Origin of the sequence: Limibacterium fermenti (assembly GCF_041902845.1) — a bacterium.
Classification (GTDB): Bacteria; Bacteroidota; Bacteroidia; order Bacteroidales; family Dysgonomonadaceae; genus Limibacterium; species Limibacterium fermenti.
Genome location: NZ_CP159486.1, coordinates 2651683 through 2673606 on the forward strand (window position 1 = coordinate 2651683; position 21924 = coordinate 2673606).

General features: G+C 46.7%; 19 protein-coding genes and 1 pseudogene. 8 read left to right on the top strand and 12 right to left on the bottom strand.

What is annotated here, in order from left to right; translation table 11 throughout:
* Positions 1 to 45: 45 nt before the first annotated feature.
* The gene (fmt, locus tag ABNK31_RS11595; RefSeq protein ID WP_418892671.1) at positions 46 to 1026 is read left to right on the top strand and encodes a methionyl-tRNA formyltransferase; all 981 of its coding nucleotides are present in this window, start codon (positions 46 to 48) and stop codon (positions 1024 to 1026) included.
* On the opposite strand, the gene ABNK31_RS11600 is transcribed toward fmt, so the two are convergent.
* Positions 1027 to 2583: a DUF3078 domain-containing protein gene (locus tag ABNK31_RS11600; protein ID WP_418892672.1), complete on the bottom strand. Its 1557-nt coding sequence runs from the start codon at positions 2581 to 2583 to the stop codon at positions 1027 to 1029.
* A 324-nt stretch (positions 2584 to 2907) separates the two neighbouring features.
* Here ABNK31_RS11600 and ABNK31_RS11605 point away from each other — a divergent pair, with 324 nt between their 5' ends.
* The 4 genes from ABNK31_RS11605 to ABNK31_RS11620 all read left to right on the top strand — a co-directional run bounded on the left by ABNK31_RS11605 (position 2908) and on the right by ABNK31_RS11620 (position 8254).
* The gene (locus ABNK31_RS11605; protein WP_418892673.1) at positions 2908 to 3486 is read left to right on the top strand and encodes a hypothetical protein; all 579 of its coding nucleotides are present in this window, start codon (positions 2908 to 2910) and stop codon (positions 3484 to 3486) included.
* 49 nt (positions 3487 to 3535) lie between these two features.
* Positions 3536 to 4969: a flotillin family protein gene (locus ABNK31_RS11610; RefSeq protein WP_418892674.1), complete on the top strand. Its 1434-nt coding sequence runs from the start codon at positions 3536 to 3538 to the stop codon at positions 4967 to 4969.
* Positions 4970 to 4976: 7 nt separating this feature from the next.
* On the top strand, positions 4977 to 5519 hold the full coding sequence (locus ABNK31_RS11615) for a lipocalin family protein (RefSeq protein ID WP_418892675.1): 543 nt from the start codon (positions 4977 to 4979) through the stop codon (positions 5517 to 5519).
* 77 nt (positions 5520 to 5596) lie between these two features.
* Positions 5597 to 8254, top strand: a complete 2658-nt coding sequence (locus ABNK31_RS11620) for an MG2 domain-containing protein (RefSeq protein WP_418892676.1) — start codon at positions 5597 to 5599, stop codon at positions 8252 to 8254.
* A 15-nt stretch (positions 8255 to 8269) separates the two neighbouring features.
* Here ABNK31_RS11620 and yihA read toward each other — a convergent pair whose 3' ends face one another.
* The 3 genes from yihA to ABNK31_RS11635 are packed head-to-tail and all read right to left on the bottom strand — an operon-like array spanning position 8270 to position 11122.
* Positions 8270 to 8890, bottom strand: a complete 621-nt coding sequence (gene yihA, locus ABNK31_RS11625; protein WP_418892677.1) for a ribosome biogenesis GTP-binding protein YihA/YsxC — start codon at positions 8888 to 8890, stop codon at positions 8270 to 8272.
* A gap of 56 nt (positions 8891 to 8946) precedes the next feature.
* Complete coding sequence (locus ABNK31_RS11630; RefSeq protein ID WP_418892678.1) at positions 8947 to 10455, bottom strand: sodium:solute symporter; 1509 nt, start codon at positions 10453 to 10455, stop codon at positions 8947 to 8949.
* 13 nt (positions 10456 to 10468) lie between these two features.
* Positions 10469 to 11122 carry an HAD family hydrolase gene (locus ABNK31_RS11635; RefSeq protein WP_418892679.1) on the bottom strand — a complete coding sequence of 218 codons (654 nt, stop codon included), beginning with the start codon at positions 11120 to 11122 and terminating at the stop codon, positions 10469 to 10471.
* Positions 11123 to 11773: 651 nt separating this feature from the next.
* On the opposite strand from ABNK31_RS11635, the gene ABNK31_RS11640 reads away from it, so the two are divergent.
* The 3 genes from ABNK31_RS11640 to ABNK31_RS11650 all read left to right on the top strand — a co-directional run bounded on the left by ABNK31_RS11640 (position 11774) and on the right by ABNK31_RS11650 (position 15281).
* On the top strand, positions 11774 to 12718 hold the full coding sequence (locus ABNK31_RS11640; protein ID WP_418892680.1) for a diacylglycerol/lipid kinase family protein: 945 nt from the start codon (positions 11774 to 11776) through the stop codon (positions 12716 to 12718).
* Positions 12719 to 12865: 147 nt separating this feature from the next.
* Positions 12866 to 14008, top strand: a complete 1143-nt coding sequence (locus ABNK31_RS11645) for an iron-containing alcohol dehydrogenase (protein ID WP_418892681.1) — start codon at positions 12866 to 12868, stop codon at positions 14006 to 14008.
* Positions 14009 to 14054: 46 nt separating this feature from the next.
* Positions 14055 to 15281, top strand: coding sequence for a PQQ-dependent sugar dehydrogenase (locus tag ABNK31_RS11650; protein ID WP_418892682.1), 1227 nt, complete (start codon positions 14055 to 14057; stop codon positions 15279 to 15281).
* Between the two features lie 110 nt (positions 15282 to 15391).
* Here the strand turns inward: ABNK31_RS11650 and ABNK31_RS11655 are convergent, their stop codons facing one another.
* The 8 genes and pseudogenes from ABNK31_RS11655 to ABNK31_RS11690 all read right to left on the bottom strand — a co-directional run bounded on the left by ABNK31_RS11655 (position 15392) and on the right by ABNK31_RS11690 (position 21673).
* Positions 15392 to 15568, bottom strand: a complete 177-nt coding sequence (locus ABNK31_RS11655; protein ID WP_418892683.1) for a hypothetical protein — start codon at positions 15566 to 15568, stop codon at positions 15392 to 15394.
* 26 nt (positions 15569 to 15594) lie between these two features.
* Positions 15595 to 15681: pseudogene (locus ABNK31_RS11660) on the bottom strand (HTH domain-containing protein); the annotation flags it as partial.
* Entirely contained in the window at positions 15681 to 16100 is a 420-nt protein-coding gene (locus ABNK31_RS11665; RefSeq protein WP_418892684.1) for a VOC family protein, read from the bottom strand. The pseudogene ABNK31_RS11660 and the gene ABNK31_RS11665, both read right to left, overlap by 1 nt.
* 195 nt (positions 16101 to 16295) lie before the next feature.
* Positions 16296 to 17255 carry a TIGR01777 family oxidoreductase gene (locus tag ABNK31_RS11670; RefSeq protein WP_418892685.1) on the bottom strand — a complete coding sequence of 320 codons (960 nt, stop codon included), beginning with the start codon at positions 17253 to 17255 and terminating at the stop codon, positions 16296 to 16298.
* A gap of 135 nt (positions 17256 to 17390) precedes the next feature.
* Positions 17391 to 18074 (bottom strand): zinc metallopeptidase, encoded by a 684-nt coding sequence (locus tag ABNK31_RS11675; protein ID WP_418892686.1) that lies wholly within the window; start codon positions 18072 to 18074, stop codon positions 17391 to 17393.
* Between the two features lie 162 nt (positions 18075 to 18236).
* A complete protein-coding gene (locus ABNK31_RS11680) occupies positions 18237 to 19496 on the bottom strand; it encodes an adenylosuccinate synthase (protein ID WP_418892687.1) in 1260 nt (419 codons plus the stop codon).
* Between the two features lie 36 nt (positions 19497 to 19532).
* Entirely contained in the window at positions 19533 to 20039 is a 507-nt protein-coding gene (locus ABNK31_RS11685) for a Fur family transcriptional regulator (RefSeq protein ID WP_418892688.1), read from the bottom strand.
* A gap of 179 nt (positions 20040 to 20218) precedes the next feature.
* On the bottom strand, positions 20219 to 21673 hold the full coding sequence (locus ABNK31_RS11690) for a glycoside hydrolase family 10 protein (protein WP_418892689.1): 1455 nt from the start codon (positions 21671 to 21673) through the stop codon (positions 20219 to 20221).
* Positions 21674 to 21924 lie beyond the last annotated feature (251 nt).

Consider the following 21924-nt stretch of genomic DNA (forward strand, 5'->3'; position numbering starts at 1 on the left):
AAGTAGTGAATGGCGAGTAGAGAAAAATGATAAGGAGAAATCAGGATGGAAAAAAAAGATTTACGTATTGTATTTATGGGAACGCCGGAATTTGCGGTTCCCTCATTGAAAGCATTGATTGAACACGGCTATAATGTGGTCGGCGTTATCACGATGCCCGACAAACCGGCAGGGCGGGGCTATAAACTGCGCCCTTCGGCGGTAAAAGAATATGCTCTGTCAAAAGGATTGCACATTCTTCAACCCGACAAACTAAAGAATGAGGTCTTTCTCAACGAACTGAAACGCCTCGAAGCCGATTTGCAAATCGTGGTGGCTTTCCGGATGCTTCCCGAAGTGGTTTGGAATATGCCCTCGAAAGGGACTTTTAATCTCCATTCGTCTCTATTACCTCAATACCGGGGCGCCGCACCCATCAACTGGGCTATCATCAACGGTGAGAAGGAAACCGGTGTGACGACCTTTTTCCTCACGCACGAAATCGATACGGGAAAGATCATTTTTCAAGACCGTACGCCCATCGAAACAAACGATACGGCCGAAACGCTTCATGACCGCTTAATGGTGATGGGCGCCCACTTGGTACTGAAAACCGTCGATGCCATCCTCGACGATAACGTTACGCCTATTCCTCAAAACCGTTTGGTCGGGGATACGCCGGAGTTGAAACCGGCGCCTAAGATCTTTAAAGAGGATTGCCTGATCGATTGGAACAAGCCGGTAGAAGTTGTCCGCAATTTCATCCGAGGGCTATCGCCCTACCCTGCCGCTTACACGGAGTGGCAAGACGCCGACGGCGACACACACACACTGAAAATATTTGCAGCCGACATCATCGAAAAGGACTCTCCCGGCATCCCGGGAACGATAGACACCGATCATAAAACCTATTTGCATATAGCCGCCGCCGATGGGTACATGAGCGTTACGGACGTGCAATTATCGGGAAGAAAGCGCATGGACATCCGCGGATTCCTGAACGGATTCCACTTCAGTCCCACGACACAATTCGGTTCGTTTTCGTGATTACCATTTGTAGTTCAACCCGAACGTTAAGCTCTGGTTGACCTGCAAATATTTATACTTCTCGTTGGGAGGCACTCCATCGTCAAAACGAAGATAGAGATAAACGGAGGTAGAGAAATAATTACTCAACTTCATATCGAGCGTATTCTCAAATTCAGCCAACACATTTTCATAACTGGTGAAATACTTGAATCGCGAAGTCCAGGTAATATATTGATTGTATTTGAACTTGAAATTGGAAGTAATGGTAGAACCGAGTTCAAGCAAAGAGTTTTTTCCTTCGGGGATACCATATCGGGCAATATCGACCTTGTCATTCGCAATTAACTTGTAATTGACGGATATAGGAGCAAGGTCAATGGTCAAATTCAACTGACGATGCCTTACCGACTGGAACGATTTATTCAGTTCGTATCTCATACCGATACCGGCATTTACATATAAAGGAGCTAATAATGCCGAAATCAAATCATTCTTATTTACCGGATAGTTATTAAACAACTGCGATTTGATTTCCGTATTCATCGAATAAGACCATTTTTTCAAAAATGCATCGATACCTAAGTTCCCATAATAGCGAATCATGTCATCGCCTATCCGATAATTTCGCAAGGTGTCGTCGGGAGCGGTGGAAAGCGACAACCGCCATTCAAGGGAATTATTGAATTTAACTTTATCTTTAGCATAATCAGCCTTCAAAATATGTTTATTGAAGATATTGACATAATTCGTTCCGCCCTTATACCAGTTTTCCGAAAAGAAATACTGGGAGAACTGCAACGAGTGATCACCCGAAAAAACCCAATACTTACGACCGATCTGTACGCCCTCTATATTCGGAGCATCCAACGAAAAAGTGGACTGAGGTTTAATTAGTTCCCGCAAGGGATTGAAAGACTCCTTCACTTCCGCATCCCTTATTATCGGCGGGATCGAATCGAAATAAGCCACTGAATACTTCATCTGGTCGGGATGATCGATATAATATTGCCGTCTGACACTTTTCACAAAATCAAGGTGTCGTAATTGGGGCGCAAACGTTTTTTCCTGAGGAATAAGAAATCCGAGGGAGGCGGTATCTTTAGGCGGATAAAACGATAAATCCCGCGGCAACATTTCGCCGGTAAATATCATCGGCAAGAACAACGGATCATAAAAGAGCGTATCTCGGAAGGTGAGTCCGCGCATCGATTCGGAGTTATACAATACCGGAGGCAAGAGTAACGTTCCGTTGGGTTTACGCGAATAGACGGAATCTAACGGATTGACAGGGGGAAGATAGATAACCGGCCTCGTCTTTGTCTTTTGCACCTCGAAGCGATTCGTATCTATCGGTTGGAAAATGGCTTGCGGAACAACCGTAGGGGGATCGGGGGTATCCTGATTAACAGATCGTTTGACCTGGTTGCGGATATCGGTGATATCTCTAAAAAGATCCAAACTGTCAGACAAGTTTGTCGCGCCCTGATATGAATGACCATATAAGGGAAGCATTCCCACTCCACCGCCTATATAGGAAATGGCAAAAAAAATGAAAAACAAAACGGATTGTCTCATAATCTTTCAGTTGATATTCATTTTATACATTTTGGATACAAAGGTATAAAAAAACTTTCACTTTAAATATCCGGTTTTGCAAACGTAGCCTATTTTTGCGCCTTTAAACTTTCCTTTCTTTCAAGTAGCCCGCTATTTGAGGCGAAACGAAAGCCCAAATCCATCAAAAAATGACTAAAAAACGCCGCATAAAAAAATTCAAAACAGATTCTAATATATTTAAATAAAATGCAGCCGTAATCCAAAATATTTCACTACTTTTGCAGATATCATTTTATTGTTAATTATTAATTGATTAGTATTCATTTTATAACTTAATACGATATGCAAGAGTGGTGGTTAATGCTGGATTCTTTCATGAAAATAATATGGAGCATCGCTATTTTTTCATCGGCCATATTTATTATTCAGGCAATCTTAACGTTTATCGGAATGGACTCCGGAGCCGATTTTTCAGGTGATCTAGACGTTGATACTTCAAGCGATATAGATACGCCTTTTCAATTATTCACTTTCCGAAATCTGATTAATTTCCTCTTGGGATTCAGTTGGACGGTTATCGGATTGGAGTCTTCGGGGCTTTCTACGGCCGGAACGATCGTTTTAGCGGTTATCGTCGGGATATTATTGGTCATAGCAGTTATGCTTCTTTTCGTATGGCTGAACTCGTTTCAACAGTCCGGAACCATAACCATTTCGAAGACGATCGGCTGCAAAGGGAACGTTTACCTTACCATTCCGGGAGAACGAAAGGGTTTGGGATTAGTACAGATTACCGTACAAGGCGCCGTACGCGAATATAGCGCGCAAACCGACGGCCCCACGCTATCCAATGGGGCGCCAATCCGCGTAATGGATGTCCTTTCCTCGAATATTCTTTTAGTGGAACCTACTGATAATTGATAACTCATAATTCATAATTCATAACTCATAATTCATAACTCTATACAAAATGTATTCACCTCTGATTATTGTCATCTTTGCAGTGGTACTTATTGTTACATTCGCTGCCATATTATCTCGTTATAAACGTTGTCCGTCCGACAAGATACTCGTCGTCTACGGGAAAACAGGAAAAAATTCCGAAGGAGGCACGAGTTCGGCACGTTGCATCCATGGTGGAGCGGCGTTTATATGGCCGGTCTTCCAAAGTTATGCTTTCCTCGATTTGACTCCCATATCGATTGAATGCAATCTGACGAATGCCTTGAGTAAACAAAACATACGGGTGGACGTTCCCTGCCGTTTCACCGTCGGTATTTCCACCGATCCCGAAAGCATGACGAATGCGGCGGAACGATTATTGGGACAAAATACCGCCAGCATTCAAAATATCGCTACCGATATCCTTTTCGGACAATTACGTCTGGTGATTGCCACAATGGATATTGAAGAGATCAATGCCGATCGCGATAAGTTCCTTGCCAACGTAAGCGCCAATGTGGAAGCAGAATTACGGAAGATAGGATTGAAGTTAATCAACGTGAATGTTACCGATATCCGAGACGAATCGGGCTACATCGAAGCACTGGGAAAAGAAGCGGCGGCAAAAGCCATCAACGAAGCCAAGAAGAGCGTTGCCGAACAAAACAGGTACGGCGAAATCGGCAAGGCCGAGGCCGACAGAGACAAAGACATCCGCATAGCCGAGACTGTGCGCGACACGCGCATCCGCACTTCGCAAGCCAATGCGCTGGCAGTGGAGGGCGAAAACAATGCCAAGATAGCCATTGCCAATTCGGATGCCACACGCCGTGAAAAAGAAGCGGAAGCTGGCCGTAAGGCGGTCGCAGCCGAAAAAGTGCAGGCTGCGAAAGCGTTGGAAGAAGCCTATCAATCGGAACGAGATGCAGAAGTGGCACGCGCCGATCGTGAGAAAGCAACTCAAAATGCGAATGTGGTCGTTCCGGCACAAATAGATAAGGAAAAAGCTATTATCGACGCGGAAGCCGATGCCGAACGCATCCGCCGTTTGGCCAAAGGAGAAGCCGATGCGATCTTCGCTAAAATGGATGCGGAAGCTCGCGGTACATTGGAGATTCTTACCAAACAAGCTACCGGTTACGACCAATTGGTAAAAGCGGCGAATAACGATCCTCAATTGGCGGCCTTACTTTTAATAACGGATAAATTACCGGAACTGGTCGGCAAACAAGTAGAAGCGATCAAAAATCTGAAGATCGATAAAATTACGGTTTGGGACAGCGGCGCCAATCCGAACGGCGGGAACTCAACGTCGAATTTCATCTCCAACCTCATGAAGTCGGTACCTCCGCTGGAGGAATTGTTCAATCAGGCCGGACTAAGCCTTCCGTCTTATTTAAAAGGAGAAGATAAGAGCCCGGAAATAACCGATACTCCTTCGGTAGAGGTGAAAGAAGAATGAAAATCTCATGAATAAAAAACAAATAGCCCTTATAGCAGCAGGGACATTGGTCGCGGGAACGCTGATTTGGATGAACTCCCGTACATATGCCCCTCAAGGTGCCGTCCCCATTTCCCCATTTAATCCCGACAAATACCTTGGCAAATGGTACGAAATAGCACGCACGGACGTCCGATTTGAAAAGGATATGATTAAAACTTCCGCCGAGTATTCCATGAATGCCGACGGAAGCATTAAAGTCATCAATCGCGGTTATCACTCCATAAAGAAACAATGGTCACGTGCCGAAGGAAAAGCCAAATTCAGAAAATCGCCCGATGTGGCCGCTCTGAAGGTCTCTTTTTTCGGGCCCTTCTACGGGGGCTACAACGTAGTTGCGCTCGATGAGAACTACCAGTATGCCTTAATCATCGGTCGATCTCCCGAATACTTGTGGATCCTTTCGCGCCAAACCGTTATTCCCGAAGATATAAAAGAAACTTATCTGCAAAAAGCGGCATCCTTGGGTGTCGATATCGACAAACTCGTATGGCCACAACATTCCCGATAATAAAATAATAGGGACCTTCGCATATCATTAAAGGAATCAAAAGCAGACTATTCATTGTTTTTTTAATGTAAGCAATCATGAAAAAAGTACTTTTATTTTTTTGCTTGTGCCTCTTCTTTACAGGCGCCGCAGCAATAGCTCAGGAAAGTACGGAAGAAGCCGATTCTGTGAGCGTGCGCTTTATGGAGCAACTTTACGTTTTTCCCCAGGAAAAAATATATCTGCAAACCGATAAATCGGATTATCTTTCCGGGGAACAAATCCGGTTTCGGGCGCATTTGGTGAATGCCGCCGATCACAAACCGGTATATATAAGCCGCTATGTGTATGTAGAAATCATTAACCCGGCGGACGATGTGGTAAAACGGGTCAAAATACGCCCCGACAGCACCGGTTCGTATCACGGTTATCTCAATCTTGCGGACGATTTGCCCGAAGGCGCCTACACGCTGAGGGCTTACACGAAATATATGCGGAATCAGGGGGAGGACTATTTCTTCCGGAAAACGGTACGGATACTCAATCCTTTTTCCCTGCAATTGGGAACCGTTCCTTCTTTCGTTGTAGGAAAAAACAATGTACAGGCATCGTTCCGCTTCGTAGATGTGCAGAAGGGCGATACCGTGGCACCCGAAATCGTCTCCTGGAAACTTAAAGGGAAACCGGTAAAGACAGTGAATCCTACGGGAAAGACGAATTTCCAATGGAAATTTCAGTTGCCGGAAAAAGAAAAGAACCGATCGATGCTGATAAGCCTTGTCTATAAAAACCGTAAATACAACCGGTATTACACCCTTCCCTATGCAGCGGACGATTTCGAGGTGGCGTTCTTCCCCGAAGGCGGATATATGGTGCCGGCCAAAACCTGCCAGGTGGCGTTTAAATCACTGAACACTTCGGGATTGGGAGAAGATATTTCGGGCAACCTATATAATTCGAAGGGAGAAGAAATCGTCGCTTTCGAAAGTTTACATTTAGGGATGGGATTTTTCAATTTTGTCCCTGCCGCCAACGAAACCTACTACGCCGTTTGCAGGAATACACAGGGGGTCGATAAGCGATTCGCCCTACCGGCGGTACAACCTGGGGCAAAGGCCCTTTCCGCCCGTTTCGTAGGGGCGAAACTCATCGTTGCCCTGCAATCCGAAGCGAAAGTACAAGAACCTTTTTCATTGCTCATTCATCAGAGAGGGCAAGTACTGTATCACGCTCCCTGGAATCCGGCGACGGAAGTCTATACCTTTCCGGCCACATTTTTTCCATCGGGTGTGATCAGCATTCTGCTGCTCGATGCGCGAAAGCAAATCATAAGCGAACGGATGGTCTTCACCCTGAACGAAACGGATTTCCCGGCCATCCACACATCACTCTCCAAACCGTCTTACACCACCCGAGACCATATACTACTCAAACTGAATGCAGAGAATGCCGATTCTGTTTTTTCGGCCGGAAGTATCGCCGTCTCGGTGACGGATAATCATACGGTAGCCCTCGATACGACAATCGATATCGTTTCGACGTTGCTCTTATCTTCCGACCTGAAAGGATATATCGAATCCCCGGCCTCTTACTTCCGGGGAAACAAAATGAATAAATACGCGTTGGATGCGCTGATGATGACCCAAGGATGGCGAAGATACGACATCCCGGCTGTGTTACGAGGCGACATTCAGACACCCGATGCGTTCGCACCGGAGGTCTCCCAGCAGATATCGGGAAAAGCAGACGGCCTATTCCGCTCCTTAAAAGAAGGACATATCAGTTTGCTTGCCTCTTTGGATTCTTTAGTCACGACGGAAATGACCCAAACCGATGACAAGGGCCGGTTTACATTCAATGTGGAATTTCCCGAAGGCACGGCCTTTACCATCCAATCATTGAGCAAGAAAGGGAACAAGAACAATCTCATTGAAGTAGAACGCGAAAGCTTTCCCGAAAGCGCGTATGCAGGGCTACCGGAAAGGCTTGATTTCGCCAACGGACCGACGGACAATGAAAAAGCTTATCTGGAGAAAGCGAATGAAGCATATATTCAAAAATATGGTATCCGCACCATCGATCTGGAAGAAATAACGGTCACCGGGCATAAACCGGGAAAATACGAAGAATCCGTTTATTATTCCGCTTTATCGGCTACCGGCCTACGCACAGCGGAAGATATCGAGAAGATGGCCGTAAGCAGCTTAAAATCGCTCTTATATACGCAACCGGGGATCGTTGTGAGAAGTGACAAAATAACAACCTCCACCTCTCAAACACCCGTCGCTTTTATTATCGATAATATTACCTATGAAGACTTTTTTGACCGCTTGGACGATATCGATGTCAGTAGCATTGATAACCTGTTCGTCGTAAAAGATAATTCTTTCCTGCCGGGATATTTTCCCAACACGAACGGAGCGATTGTCATTACCACCAAAATGGGATATGAACCCAAACCGAGGAAATCGCTGAATATCGAACAGATCATTCCCTTAGGATATCAACAAGCCGCTGAATTTTATTCTCCCGTCTATGAAACGCCGGAACAAAAGAACGCGTCCGCTCCCGATCTGCGAACAACAATCTATTGGAAACCAAATGTCCGCTTTTCGGAAGACGGCGAAGCAACCGTAGACTTCTACTCGGCCGACAGCGCAACCACTTACACGGTAACCGGCGAAGGTGTAAGCGGTTCAGGAAAGATGATTCGTTTCTCTTCCGAAATCCAGGTGAAGGGAAAGGATGAGCCGTAATTCGGATACTCCCGCCTATCGGGCGAAACCTTTACTTTTTTGCAAGCTACGGTTGATATCTTCGATATAATCGAGTATTTCCTCCCGACCCGTTCCTTCCTCCGAAGAAGTGACGAAAACAGGCGGCAATTCCTCCCACGTTTCATGCAAGGTCTCTTTATAGGCATCGATATTCATTTGAAGCCGACCGGTTCCCAGTTTATCTGCCTTTGTAAAGACAATCGAGAAGGGAATGCCCTGCTCGCCCAACCACTCAATAAACTCCAAATCGATCTTTTGCGGTTCATGCCGAGAGTCGATGAGGACAAAAAGCGAGGTCATGGCTTCCCGCTCTAAGATATATCCCTCAATGATCTCCCGCAATTTCTCGCGGCTTTCTTTTCCTCTACGGGCATATCCATATCCCGGAAGGTCCACCAGATACCATTCGTCATTCACAACAAAATGATTGATGAGAACGGTCTTCCCCGGTTTGGCCGACGTCAGGGCCAAGCCTTTTCGGTTCGTCAACATATTAATAAGCGACGACTTCCCGACATTCGAACGCCCGATAAACGCATACTCCGGCTTCCCGTGTTGGGGGCATTTATGGAAATCGGTATTACTTATTACAAACTCAGCACTTTTAATGATCATATTCATTCACTTATCAATCTCATTCAATCTACATCAATCTCTTACGGCGTAAGCCATTATCGCGAGCGAAGCGAAGCACTATCAGCGGCGCTGTTATCGGCGAAGCTATGCCCCTTCCCCGACAGCAACCACAGTCCCAATGCCGTAAAACCTCCATTCATTAACAGCAATTCATATCCGACCGTATACTGAAACAGTTGCTTCATCCCTATTTCAATGACGAAACAAAGAATCGGCGACGCAACGGCCACATAAGGCACCCATTTATCCACAGGCCGTAGCTTCGTATAAAGTCCGCAGAAATAGAGGCCTAATAACGGTCCATACGTATACGACACGAGTTTATACAACGCCGTAAGAATACTGTCGGAGCCAATCGCATAAATTCCGACAATCACCAATCCGAAAGCGACACTCATGGCGATATGCACTTTATGGCGGATGGCGACGTTTTTCTTCTCCAACGTTTTATCTCCGCCACTGTCGCTCATCGCCATAATATCCACACAAAAAGAAGTGGTCAGGGCAGTTAGAGCCGAATCGGCACTGGCAAAAGCGGTAGCGGTAATTCCAATAATAAAAATAGCCAAGACGCCCGACCCTAAATATTCACTGATAATATACGGCAGGATATTGTCCGACACTTCCGGCAAGACGATTTGGTTTTGCCCGGCATATAATAATAAAAGAACACCCAAACTCAGAAATAGCAAGTTCACGGGAATAAAGGCAAAGCCGTACGAAAGCATATTCTTACGGGCATCCTTGAGGCTTTTGATAGTGAGGTTTTTCTGCATCATCCCTTGGTCGAGCCCTGTCATCACGATAGTAATAAACACACCGCTGAAAAACTGTTTAAAGAAGTTCTGGGTGCCGGCCCAATCATCGAACACAAAAATGCGGGAATGCGGATCACGAGCAATGGTCGTGACCATTCCTCCGAAATCCAACTTCAATTCGGAAGCCACATGCCAGACAATCAACACCAAGGCCGTAAAAAAGAAAAGCGTTTGCAGCCAATCCGTCCAGATAATCGTTTTGATCCCACTGCGATGACTATAAAGCCATATAATAAAGATGATGACGGACGTCGTCACAAAAAAAGGCACATTCCATGCATCGAACACCAAAAATTGCAGGATGGAAACGGCCAGATAAAGTCGTGTGGCAGCCACACCGATCTTGGATATCAAGAAAAACCATGCGCCGGTCTTATACGACTTTCTGCCGTAACGTTGTCCCAGATAACCATAAATACTGACCAGATTCAACCGATAATACAACGGCAACAGCACATACGCTATGACGAGATAACCGAAAAAGAAGCCCAACACCATTTGCATATAGGTCATATCCAAGCCCCGAACCATCCCGGGAACCGATACGAAGGTCACTCCCGAAATAGAGGTGCCGACCATGGCAACGGCTACGACATACCATTTCGACGAGCGGTTGGCGCGGAAAAAAGCATCGTTGTCCGACCCTTTCCGGCCGGTAAGATACGATATCAACATCAGTACCGCAAAATAAAGGACTATAATAAGCAGAATAAAGCCTGCGTGCATGGGACGATACGGGTTATAGAGTCATAAAATAATCGGTCATTTTCGCAAATGAATCAAACGCAAGGACATATCGGTCTGTTTTACCGAATCCGTACGTCATATAGATAAACGGCAACCCGGCAACCGACGATGCCCGGCTGTCGGTATCCGTATCGCCAATATATACCGGAGTTTGCAAACGATTTCTCTCTTTCAGGAGCTTCATATTAAACTCTTTCGGCTTGAGGTTTTGCCCATGCTCCATGTAATCGGTAAAAAGACGGGATGTATCGGTATAATGCATGAATTTGAGCAATCCGCCTTCTTCACAGTTACTCAGCAGGAAAAGTTTATACTTTTGCGCTAAATTCTCCAATCCCTGCACTACGCCGTCATACACGTTGGGGTGCATCGTCGCCGCTAATGCATGGTACTGCACCGTCACTTCCTCGAACAACGCATCACGCGCCTCTTCCGAAGCATCCGGCCTTAAACGAACCAGTATTTGTTTCGCTTCCTTGCCCATCAAGCCCAATAGTTCTTCACGCGTCACCTGCACATCAAGCCCTTGTATCTTCAAGGCGCGATTCCACGCAACGACATAATTATCGACATTATCCCAAAGAGTGCCGTCCATATCGAAAATCAAACTGTCCGGCCGTTCCAATATATGAGTATCCTTTTCCATTTCTGTGTGCAAAAATACGCAACAAAGGCTTACAGGACAAATAAAAAAAAGATTATCCGCTAGGCAACGGGTATCGATCCCCTCTGCTCGATCGTTCACCCTCCGTTCAACTCCCCACAAGGGAGGAAAAGAATTGAAAGGTGCAACCGGACATATCGGGAAGCGGGAATAGTCCATCCTTTAGGAGGCATCAAACCGGCGCTCTTCCTCTTCAGCAGGACACTTGCCGCTGCCGGCATTCCACCCGGCAATGCAAGAACGACGTTTTGTCAGACCAGTATGACACCGGGTCAGTCCAGCATGACACTTGGTCAGGCCAGTTGTTCACTTGACAAAGCCAGTACGCCATTCTGTCAGATCAGAAAGCCACTTGATGCAACCAGTACGACACTAGGTCAGGCCAACAGCCCACTTGATGCAACCAGGACGACACTAGGTCAGGCCAGCAGCTCACTTGATACAATCAGTACGACACTAGGTCAGGCCAGCAGCTCACTTGACGAAGCCGGCAGTCCACTTGACAAAGCCGGCATGTCACTTGGGCATAACAGGTGTTCTCCGGATTTGCGGAGAATGCTCAATGATTAAAAAGAACACGAAAAGCGAACTATATCAACTGATGACTGTTATGATACTATTAATAATTTCTTTATGAAAAAAACAAAAGTCTGCGTTATCATTAATCCGGTATCGGGAACCGAATCGAAGAAGAACATTCCCGACGAAGTGGCTGCTGCTTTCGATCAAAAAGAGTTCGATCTTATCTTCCGTCTTACAGGTTATCCCAATCATGCGACCGAAATCGCCCGGGAAGCGATGGAGAATGCATTTGATTCTGTGCTTACCGCAGGCGGTGACGGCACGGTAAATGAAGTGGCCAAAGCGCTTGTAAACTCCGACACGACCTTGGGGATTATTCCTTTCGGTTCGGGAAACGGATTAGCAAGGGAATTGGGTGTTCCGTTGGATTCCGAAAAAGCCATCGAGATCATTCTTAAGGGACATACCCGCACTATCGATTACGGCGTGGCCAACGAACATATTTTTTTCTGTACCTGCGGTGTGGGATTCGACGCTTTTATCAGCGGTAAATTCGCCGAAGAAAAGAATCGGGGCCCTCTCGGATATTTTCGGAACATATTGGAAGGTGCGGTGGATTTTAAGTCTGAAGAATATGAGATCACCTACGACGACGGGGAATTGAAAGAACGGGCATTCATTATCACGTGCGGAAACGCCTCCCAATATGGCAACGAAGCCTATATCGCACCGGGAGCCGATATGGAAGACGGCAAAATGAACGTGTCTATCTTAAAGCCGCTCAACGCGCTCGAGATTCCGCAAACCACCCTACAGTTGTTCACAAAAAACATCGACAAGAACAGCAAGATGACCACGCTTCTCACGAGTAACCTGACGATTAAACGATCGCATGCCGGCGTGATGCACGTCGATGGCGAACCCATCGAAACAGGCAAAGATATTCACGTAAAAGTTATTCCCCGCGGACTAAACGTATTTGCTCCGCCCAAACCGGCGAACAAACAAAAAGAAAACGAAACTGTTTTCTCGGCACTCACCCGCTGGTTTAGTTAAACCGTAATTTTACCGGGGGTGTTTAACGCAACGCCCCCGGCGATCCTACATCAAGAAAAGCCGCTTGTTATCCTTTACCCATGAACAAGTTCGTCTGCGAGATGTTATTTATGTACGTGAATATAGGCAAAATAACTATCTGTAATAATGAAAAATTTCATCTTTCAAAATCCTACCAAACTAGTGTTTGGTAAAGGACAAATCGCTAAGCTGGCGGAATTAATCCCTGCCGGAGGAACGCTTATGGTTACTTACGGCGGAGGAAGTGTTAAGAAAAACGGTGTTTATGAACAAGTGACGCACGCATTACAAGGGCGCGATTATATTGAATTCTGGGGAATAGAGCCTAACCCGCATGTGGAGACCTTACGCAAAGCCATCGATGTGGGAAAAGAGAAGAAAGTCGATTACTTGCTGGCGGTCGGAGGCGGTTCGGTCTTAGACGGAACGAAACTGGTAGCGGCGGGCATTGCTTCCGATACCGATGCTTGGGAAATTGTTTTGCAAGGCAAAACAGAGAAACAAATCCCTTTCGCTTCGGTCATGACCGTGCCTGCTACGGGTTCGGAAATGAACGGCGGCGCTGTGATTACCCGCAGCGAAACAAAAGAAAAATATGCTTTCCGTGGAAATTATCCACAATTTTCGATTCTCGACCCCGAAGTGACCTATACCCTCTCCTCTCATCAAATAGCTTGCGGACTTGCCGACGCGTACACGCATGTATTGGAACAATATATGACGACTCCGGGACAGTCCCGCCTTATGGATCGATGGGCGGAAGGCGTCTTGCTTTCCATTATGGAAATTGCCCCGAAAATAAAGCAAAATCCGAAAGACTATGACCTGATGGCCGATTATATGTTGGCGGCAACGATGGCTTTGAACGACTTCATCCGCATGGGTGTTACGGAGGATTGGTCGACCCACCAAATCGGGCATGAACTGACGGCTCTTCACGGCACCACTCACGGTCATTCATTAGCAATAGTTATGCCTGCGACCTTGCGGGTGCTGAAAGACCAAAAACACGCCAAACTGCTGCAATACGGCGAACGCATCTTCGGCATCACAGAAGGGTCGGAAGAAGAGCGGGTCGATAAGGCGATTGAAAAGACCGAAGCTTTCTATCGTTCCTTGGGATTAACCACCCGCTTATCGGAAGAGAACATCGGCATGGAAACCATCAACCTGATTGCCGATCGGTTCAATGATCGGGGCGTGGCATATGGCGAAAACCACAACGTAACCGGTGATGTGGCCAAAGAAATCCTTCTGAGTTGCCTGTGATTTTAATGAAAATAAGATCGGAACTAAATTTCTAACAAAGAATAATATGAAAACAATCCTAACTTTCTTACTCTGTATTCTTACCGCATCCTGTAGCGGCAAACAGACGTCCGGAGAACAACCGGAATCCTCCGGCAAAGATACATTGCCTCCTGTTGAAACTCAAAAGCCTAACACGAATTATCAACCGGCTTTTGAAGGACAAACACGTATAGCCGGGAGCAAAACCACTACTCCTTACGAAGCGGAAGTAATCGCCCGAGGGCTCTCTCGCCCGTGGGGTATCGCTCTCTTACCGGACGGACGACTGCTGATAACCGAAAAAACCGGCACGTTGCGCATTGCTTCGGCTACGGGAACGCTGAGCCCTCAGATAACAGGGCTTCCTGCAACCGAAGTTAACCAACAAGGCGGATTGTTGGGTTTGACGGTAGCTCCCGATTTTGAAACAAGCCGCATGGTGTATGTCGTTTTTACAGAGAAACAACCCAATGGGAACCTTACCGCAGTGGCTAAAGGCCGGTTATCCGACGATGAGAAGCGATTGGAAAAAGTGCAGGTTATTTATCGCGCCCAACCAGCCTTCGAAAGCGAATTACATTACGGCGGGCGAATTGTTTTCGATAAAGGAGGAAATTTATTTGTCACTACCGGAGAACGCTCTGATTTGCAAACACGCCCCAAAGCCCAATCATTAGAGAATGCATTGGGAAAGGTGATCCATATAACGATTGAAGGCCGTCCGGTAGCCGACAATCCTTTTGTAAACGAAAAGGAGGCTCTTCCGGAAATATTCACTTACGGCCACCGGAATCCGCAAGGATTAGCGATTCATCCGGCAACGGGAGATGTGTGGATAAGCGAAATGGGGCCAAGAGGCGGCGACGAGTTGAATTTGATTAAAGCCGGACGAAACTACGGGTGGCCAACCATTACGTATGGCATCGAATACAGCGGAGCAACCATCGGTGAAGGAATTACACAAAAGGAAGGTCTGGAGCAACCGGTTTATTATTGGGATCCGGTTCTTTCGCCAAGCGGTATGACATTTTATGCTTCCGATGCTATTCCCGAATGGAAAAATAACTTGTTTATTTGCGGGCTAAGCAGTAAGCATATCGCCCGTATCGTGATCGAAGACAATAAAGTGGTGGGAGAAGAACGCTTACTCGCGGACGAAGGTCAACGGTTTCGAGACATTACCGAAGGAAATGACGGCGCTTTGTATGCCGTGACGGACGAGGGGAATTTATATCGAATCCGGAAGAAATAACCGGACAATGAGCCTGAATAGAGGCATCTTAAAAGTATTCTTCAGAGGCCGTATAACGAAACGAGATACGTTCTTACTAAAAGAATACTTTAAGATGCTTTTTCTTTATTTTATTTCTCCGGAGAAAGAATCATGGCTACATCGGCAAAAGAAAGATACCACCGGGCGAATTTTTCAAGAGAGAAAAAAAGAAAAGATAATTCGACATGCTCTTCCGCCTCCTTTTCATCCATCAATCCGTAATAATACTTATCGTCTTCCAAAAGCGACATCCGGCCTTTTTTCACCCGGATAACAATTTTTTCTAACGCTTCCCCGTGACCAACGAATAGCCCACTCCGGGATTTTCGACAATGGGAATACCCGCTTCTTCCAACGCGCGGATATCACGATAAGCGGTCAATGCGATTCATAGTCTTCATCGGTCATCATAATGAGCCAACGAACGCCAAATGCATCGACAACCTCGCCTATAGCTTCCGAGAAAAAGGTTTGTTGCAACGGACTTACGATATTCCCGCCATCAGCCAATGTACGGTAAACCGCTTGTAATTTCTGCAAATCATGAAAAACGAGTACCAACTTACTACTTCCTGTCGATACGGGTACCCCCGCATCGGCATCTTCGCCTTGTAAACTAAACTGAGGGGTATTCATTACTATGTGGGAGATTTTATTCTTCTCCTCTTCCCCGACCGGCATCGTTTTGTCTTCCCCTTTACGAAAGACAAACACAATTTCTCCTTCAAACAATTCTTTGTAGGCGTTGAAAGCGTCTTCGCAATTTCCACCGAAAACCAAATGCACATTTAAATCCATACTACTTCTTTCTTATGTTTAGATGCAAAGATAAGCGGCCGGAATGTCAACCCTATGTCAACAAGTTTTTTATTTTTCTTTCTTCAATTTGAGGAAAGCCCAAAACACGTGAAACGAACGTTCTTCGGAATAACGACGGTGATTGCGGCGGTATCCGAAACGACCGACAAAGGACTTAACCGATGCGTTCCGCGCTTATCTCCGCCCTTGTCCGGAGCGTTTCTCCTCAACCTCTTTATTCACGGCATCTACACACGCTTTTATAGCTTGTTCTGCCGAAGGATAACGAAACTCGAATCCGGCTTTCCGGATCTTTTCGGAAGAAATACGGCTGCCGCCCAATAACATATCGGCGGCTTCCCCCATAAACAAGCGCATAAAAAAAGCCGGATAGCGAGGCAGAAAGAACGGCTTGCGCAACACGCGCGCCAACGTACGCATAAACTCGGTGTTGGTCATGAACTCGGGCGCCACGGCATTATAAGGACCCTGCATAGCGGCATCTTCAATCGCTTTCAAATACATGGCGCACAAGTCATCGATATGTATCCAACTCATATACTGCCGTCCGTTTCCCATGCGGGCGCCGAGTCCATAACGCGTAGGAAAAAGCATTTTGCGAAAGGCATCGCTTTTGCCCGAGAGCACTACGCCTTGACGAACCATCACGGAGCGGGCGCCCAGCTCATCGGTAAATCGTTGCGCTTCGGCTTCCCACTTACGGCACGTGCGGCTGAGAAAATCTTCCATTCGCCCATCGGCCGATTCATCCAAAACCTCATCGGATATATCATTTCCGTAGATACCTACCGCCGAAGCCGATATAAACGCTTCCGGTTTCTTATCCATTTCTTTCCATTTAGCGAGTATCAAAGCGGCCGATTTCACACGGCTTTCGACAATACGCTGTTTTTTGGCTCGGGTCCAACTATCTTCCGATAAATTCGATCCGGCCAAGTGGATAACGATATCGGCCTGTTCCAACGCTTTCTCATCAATTTCTCCTTTACGGTAATCCCACCGGTAACGGGGAATATCGGCTTTGACATATCGCTCGCGGCTCAACCAAATCACTTTATACCCTTTTTCGAGCAACAAATCCGACAGGGCCCTTCCGACCAATCCGGAACCTCCTGTAATAAGTACTGTTTTCATACGCGAAGCTTGTAGTTTTTTCAATCTTATAAACAAAAAAGAGGGTACATTGTTGGTTTCGCCGTTTTAAAAATGATAACGATGGAAGACGGATTAAAACGAACGACTGTGTGACAACGAAGTACCGGTCTTCTTTTATCTTCTACTGCCCGAAAGCGCAATAAGAACATAATAGATGAGCGTAGCCAACGAACTGACAGCAGCTACCACATAGGTATAACCGGCCCAGTTGAGGGCGTCTTCGGCCTGACGATGATTGCTGACATCGGTAATGCCGGCACCGCTCAACCACACCAACGCACGCTTGGATGCATCTCTTTCAACCGGAAGGGTAATGAAACTGAACAATGTCGTCAAGGCGAACAGTGCGATGCCGAACCATAAAAGGCCGGGGAAGCTTTGCAAGAGAATGATCCCCGCCAAAAGCACCCATGTGACCCATTTCGATGTGGCCGAAACGACAGGCACGAGGGCCGAACGCATTTTCAACGGGGCATATTGCCGCGCATGCTGAATGGCGTGACCGGTTTCATGCGCCGCTACCGCCGCAGCCGCCACGCTGTTGGTAGCGTAGACCGGCTCGCTCAGGTTGATGGTCTTATTGGCAGGATTATAGTGGTCGGTCAACGATCCGCGAGTGGATATAACCTGCACGTCGTATATGCCGTTGTCGTGAAGCATTTTTTCAGCCACATCCTTACCCGTCATCCCGTTTCGTAAGGGTATCCTCGAGTATTTTTTAAACTTGTTCTGTAATGTCGCTTGAACGGCATATCCGGCAACAGCTATTCCGATAAATAAAATCCAAATTAAAATCATAAGCTAAATGTAAAATGATTAGTTGTTCTTTAAACATTTTGTTTCACACAAAAGTTGTCTACAAAAAGTGAAAAACAAAAAACATGCCAAAAAAGGACCAGTCTCCAGTCTCCAGTCCCCCGGTCTCTCCCTCTCCCAGTCTCTAATCTCTATCCTCTATCCTCAGCGTATAATCGTCTGCGCCCTGTTAGGCCCTACCGACACAATGGCGATGGGCACCTGCAATTCATCCTCGAGGAAAGATAAGTACGCGTTGAATTCCTCGGGAAACTCGTTTTCGGATTTCATGTCCGTCATATCGGTTTTCCATCCGGGCAATTCGGCCCATACCGGCTCTATCTCGCAGTCGATATCGAAAGGCAGGTCAACAACCTCTTTTCCATCGATTTTATAGGCCACACAAGCCTTGATGGTATCGAACGCATCGAGGACATCGCTTTTCATCATCACCAGCTTCGTCACACCGTTGAGCATAATCGTATAACGCAAGGCTACCAAGTCAATCCATCCGCAACGCCGGGGACGTCCCGTGACCGAACCGTATTCGTGCCCTCCGTCGCGAAGCGCCTTTCCATCGGCATCCGACAATTCGGTCGGGAAAGGCCCGCTTCCCACGCGCGTGCAGTAGGCTTTGAAAATACCGTAAACATCGCCTATTTTATGCGGAGCGACACCCAAACCCGTGCATGCGCCGGCACATATCGTGTTGGACGAAGTGACAAAAGGATAGGATCCGAAATCGACATCGAGCATCGATCCTTGCGCCCCTTCCGCCAAGACCTTGTCGCCTTCGGCCAGGCGTTTATTGATGAAATGTTCGGTATCGACAATCGGAAATGTTTTCAGCTTTTCGACTCCCGCAAACCATTTGGCCTCGAGTTCTTCGAGGTCGTAGGCAAAATCGTAGCGGGCTAATATCTCTTTATGCCTTTCAACCGCATAGCGGTATTTTTCTTCAAACCGATGAAAAAGGTCTCCCACGCGCAGGCCGTTGCGGCTTACTTTATCGGTATAAGCGGGGCCGATGCCTTTTCCGGTAGTACCGATCTTCGAGTCGCCTTTGGCCTTTTCGAGGGCCGCATCGAGCAATTGATGCGTGGGCAAAATCAGATGGGCTTTTTGGGAAATATACAGGCGGTCGGTCAGGTTGTGTCCCGAAGCTTCGAGCCCTTCGATTTCCTCCTTAAACAACGCAGGATTGAGTACCACGCCGTTACCGATGACATTGATCTGTCCTTTTTGAAAAATGCCCGACGGTATGGATCGCAATACATATTTCTGATTTTCAAACTCGAGCGTATGCCCGGCGTTAGGTCCTCCCTGAAACCGGGCGACCATTTGATAAGACGGCGTGAGCACATCGACTACTTTACCCTTGCCTTCGTCTCCCCATTGAAGACCTAAAATTACATCTACTTTCATCTGTTGTTTCTTATTTGTAACACGTACTTGTTTATATTATTTGTTGTTCTTTTTATTTTTTTCTTCCCGCTCTTGTTTCATAAGTTCCATTTTCTTGGCGTGCATACATTTGCTGCACGTACCGTAAATGTACAAGTTGTAATAGTTGACGGTGAATTTCTTTATTTTTTTGAGCTGCGCGGCGGTGAACAGATTGCTGTTTTTGGCTTCCCACACTTGTCCGCACGTCGTGCAGATGATATGATCATGATTTTCATTCCCGTAGGTGCGTTCATATTTGGCTACATTGGCGCCGAACTGATGTTTAATGACCAAGCCGCAATCAAGAAGCAGCTCGATCGTATTATACAAGGTCGCACGGCTTACCCGGAAGTTCTCCTCCATCATCGACCGGTATAACGAATCCATATCGAAATGCCCCTTGGTTGAATAAATGTGATCGAGAATCGCAAACCGTTCGGGCGTTTTGCGATGCTTATGCTGGGTCAAATACCGGATGAACTCTTCCTTGACCTGCTTCCTCACTTTTTGATTGCTGTCCATGGGCACAAATTTATTTCTTTTTTATGATTTTTCCTAACGAATGATTCTATATTTTCTCCCTGTCTCCCTGTCACTTTGTCTCCGGTCTTCGGTCTTCGGTCGCCGGTCTCCGGTCACCAGTCGTCGGTCATCATCCCATCATCCCATCATCTCATCAACTTACAATCTCTCCATCACGATTATTTGACCATCTGGGAATGGAAGAAAAATGCCGGAAAGGATATCGCACTTTCATTATGATATGAATCCGAGACGGTAATAAAATAATAATAGGCTTTGTCATCATCGGGAACATCGTATTCAAAGACAGGGTTCTGGAGCCCTACAGCCAGTAAATGCGCTCCATTTTCGGTATCGAACAAGTCGCTATCGGTACGATACACATTATAGGTAACCCGCCGCGACGTACCGGACGACTTCCATTTCAACTGAAAACGTCCTCCGGGTAACCTTTCGGCCGTTAAATCGAAGGGCGCAGGCGGAACCGTGTCGGACAACCATTTCATGGGCGGTAATTTGGCCGGATAATGATAGTATTCGTCGAGCGCCGTGAGAATCTCCTTCGTATTCGACAAAACATTCTCGGTGCGGAAGAAAGCCTGCCCACCCACCGCTTTACGGCGGGTGTAATCGACCTGATGAAGGATATCCTGCCGGCTCCAACCTAATTCGGTCATCTGATAGGCTCCCAATCCGGGAACGACAATGCGGTCATTGGACTGCACCATCCAATCGTCGACGAAAGGATAAAACAATTGATCTTTATAATACATCATCGGATAAAGGGCGTCGTGCTTGCCGGCCTTCATCCATCGGGCGGCATCCTGATGCACCGACTCGTAGGCAGTCCAGCCGTGCCCTACACCGTTCAGCCCGCGATAGCGCCCCAGCGGGCTGCTGCTCACTTGCACCCACGGCTTGCAACTTTTCACCCAATCGTATACGGTCGTCACAAAACGGGTGATGTTGTCCCGGCGCCATTGCTCGCGGCTTTTTCCTTTACCGTAAAGGCGGTAAGTGCCCATATCGGGGAACTTGACGGTGTTATCGGGATAGCGGATATAGTCAAAATGAATGCCGTCGACATCGTAGCCGGTGACGATTTCTTTCACCAGCGAGAGCAAATAATTATCGGTACGGGGATTACCCGGATCGAGAAACCACTCGCCCTTATATTTTTTAACGAGGGCCGGTTCCTTGCGAACGAGCGATTTTGCGCCCATATTCCGCACATGTTTATTACCGCCAAGGGGGTACGTTACCATCCAGGCATGGCATTCCAATCCCCGCTTGTGGCATTCTTCGACCACGAAAGCCAGCGGATCGAATGCGGAGCGACCGTATCCGCCGGAGACAATAAGCGAAGACATCGGTTCGATCTTCGAGTCGTAAAACACTTCGCCCCGCGCACGCACTTGAAACAATACGGTATTGAAATGATGCCGTTGCAAGTTATCGAGGATGGCAATCAATTCTTTTTTTTGACGGGAGACATCCGTTTTATTATGCGGCCAATCGAGACCGTAATTCGTTGTAAGCCATACCGCCCTGACTTCGGTCGCGGGCGGTTCGCTGGGAAAAGCGCTGATCGTTTGCAACAGACAAGCAATCAGCATCACATATATTTTATTCATTAACCGGGTTTACTCAAACAAAAAACGTCTATTTAGAATTTGTTTAAATTTGTTTCGCGATTCAAAAAGAATACTTTCCTTACCGCTTTTCGTAAGGAATTTAAACAGTTTCTGACTTCGAGGACAAATTTAAAACAAAAATCAATCATCGAAAAACGTTTTTCTTATCATTAACACATATCGTCGCCTCCGAGAAGGACTGAATATAGCCGTTCTTTCAAAGAAATGGGGTGTAAAACGACTTTTAACTC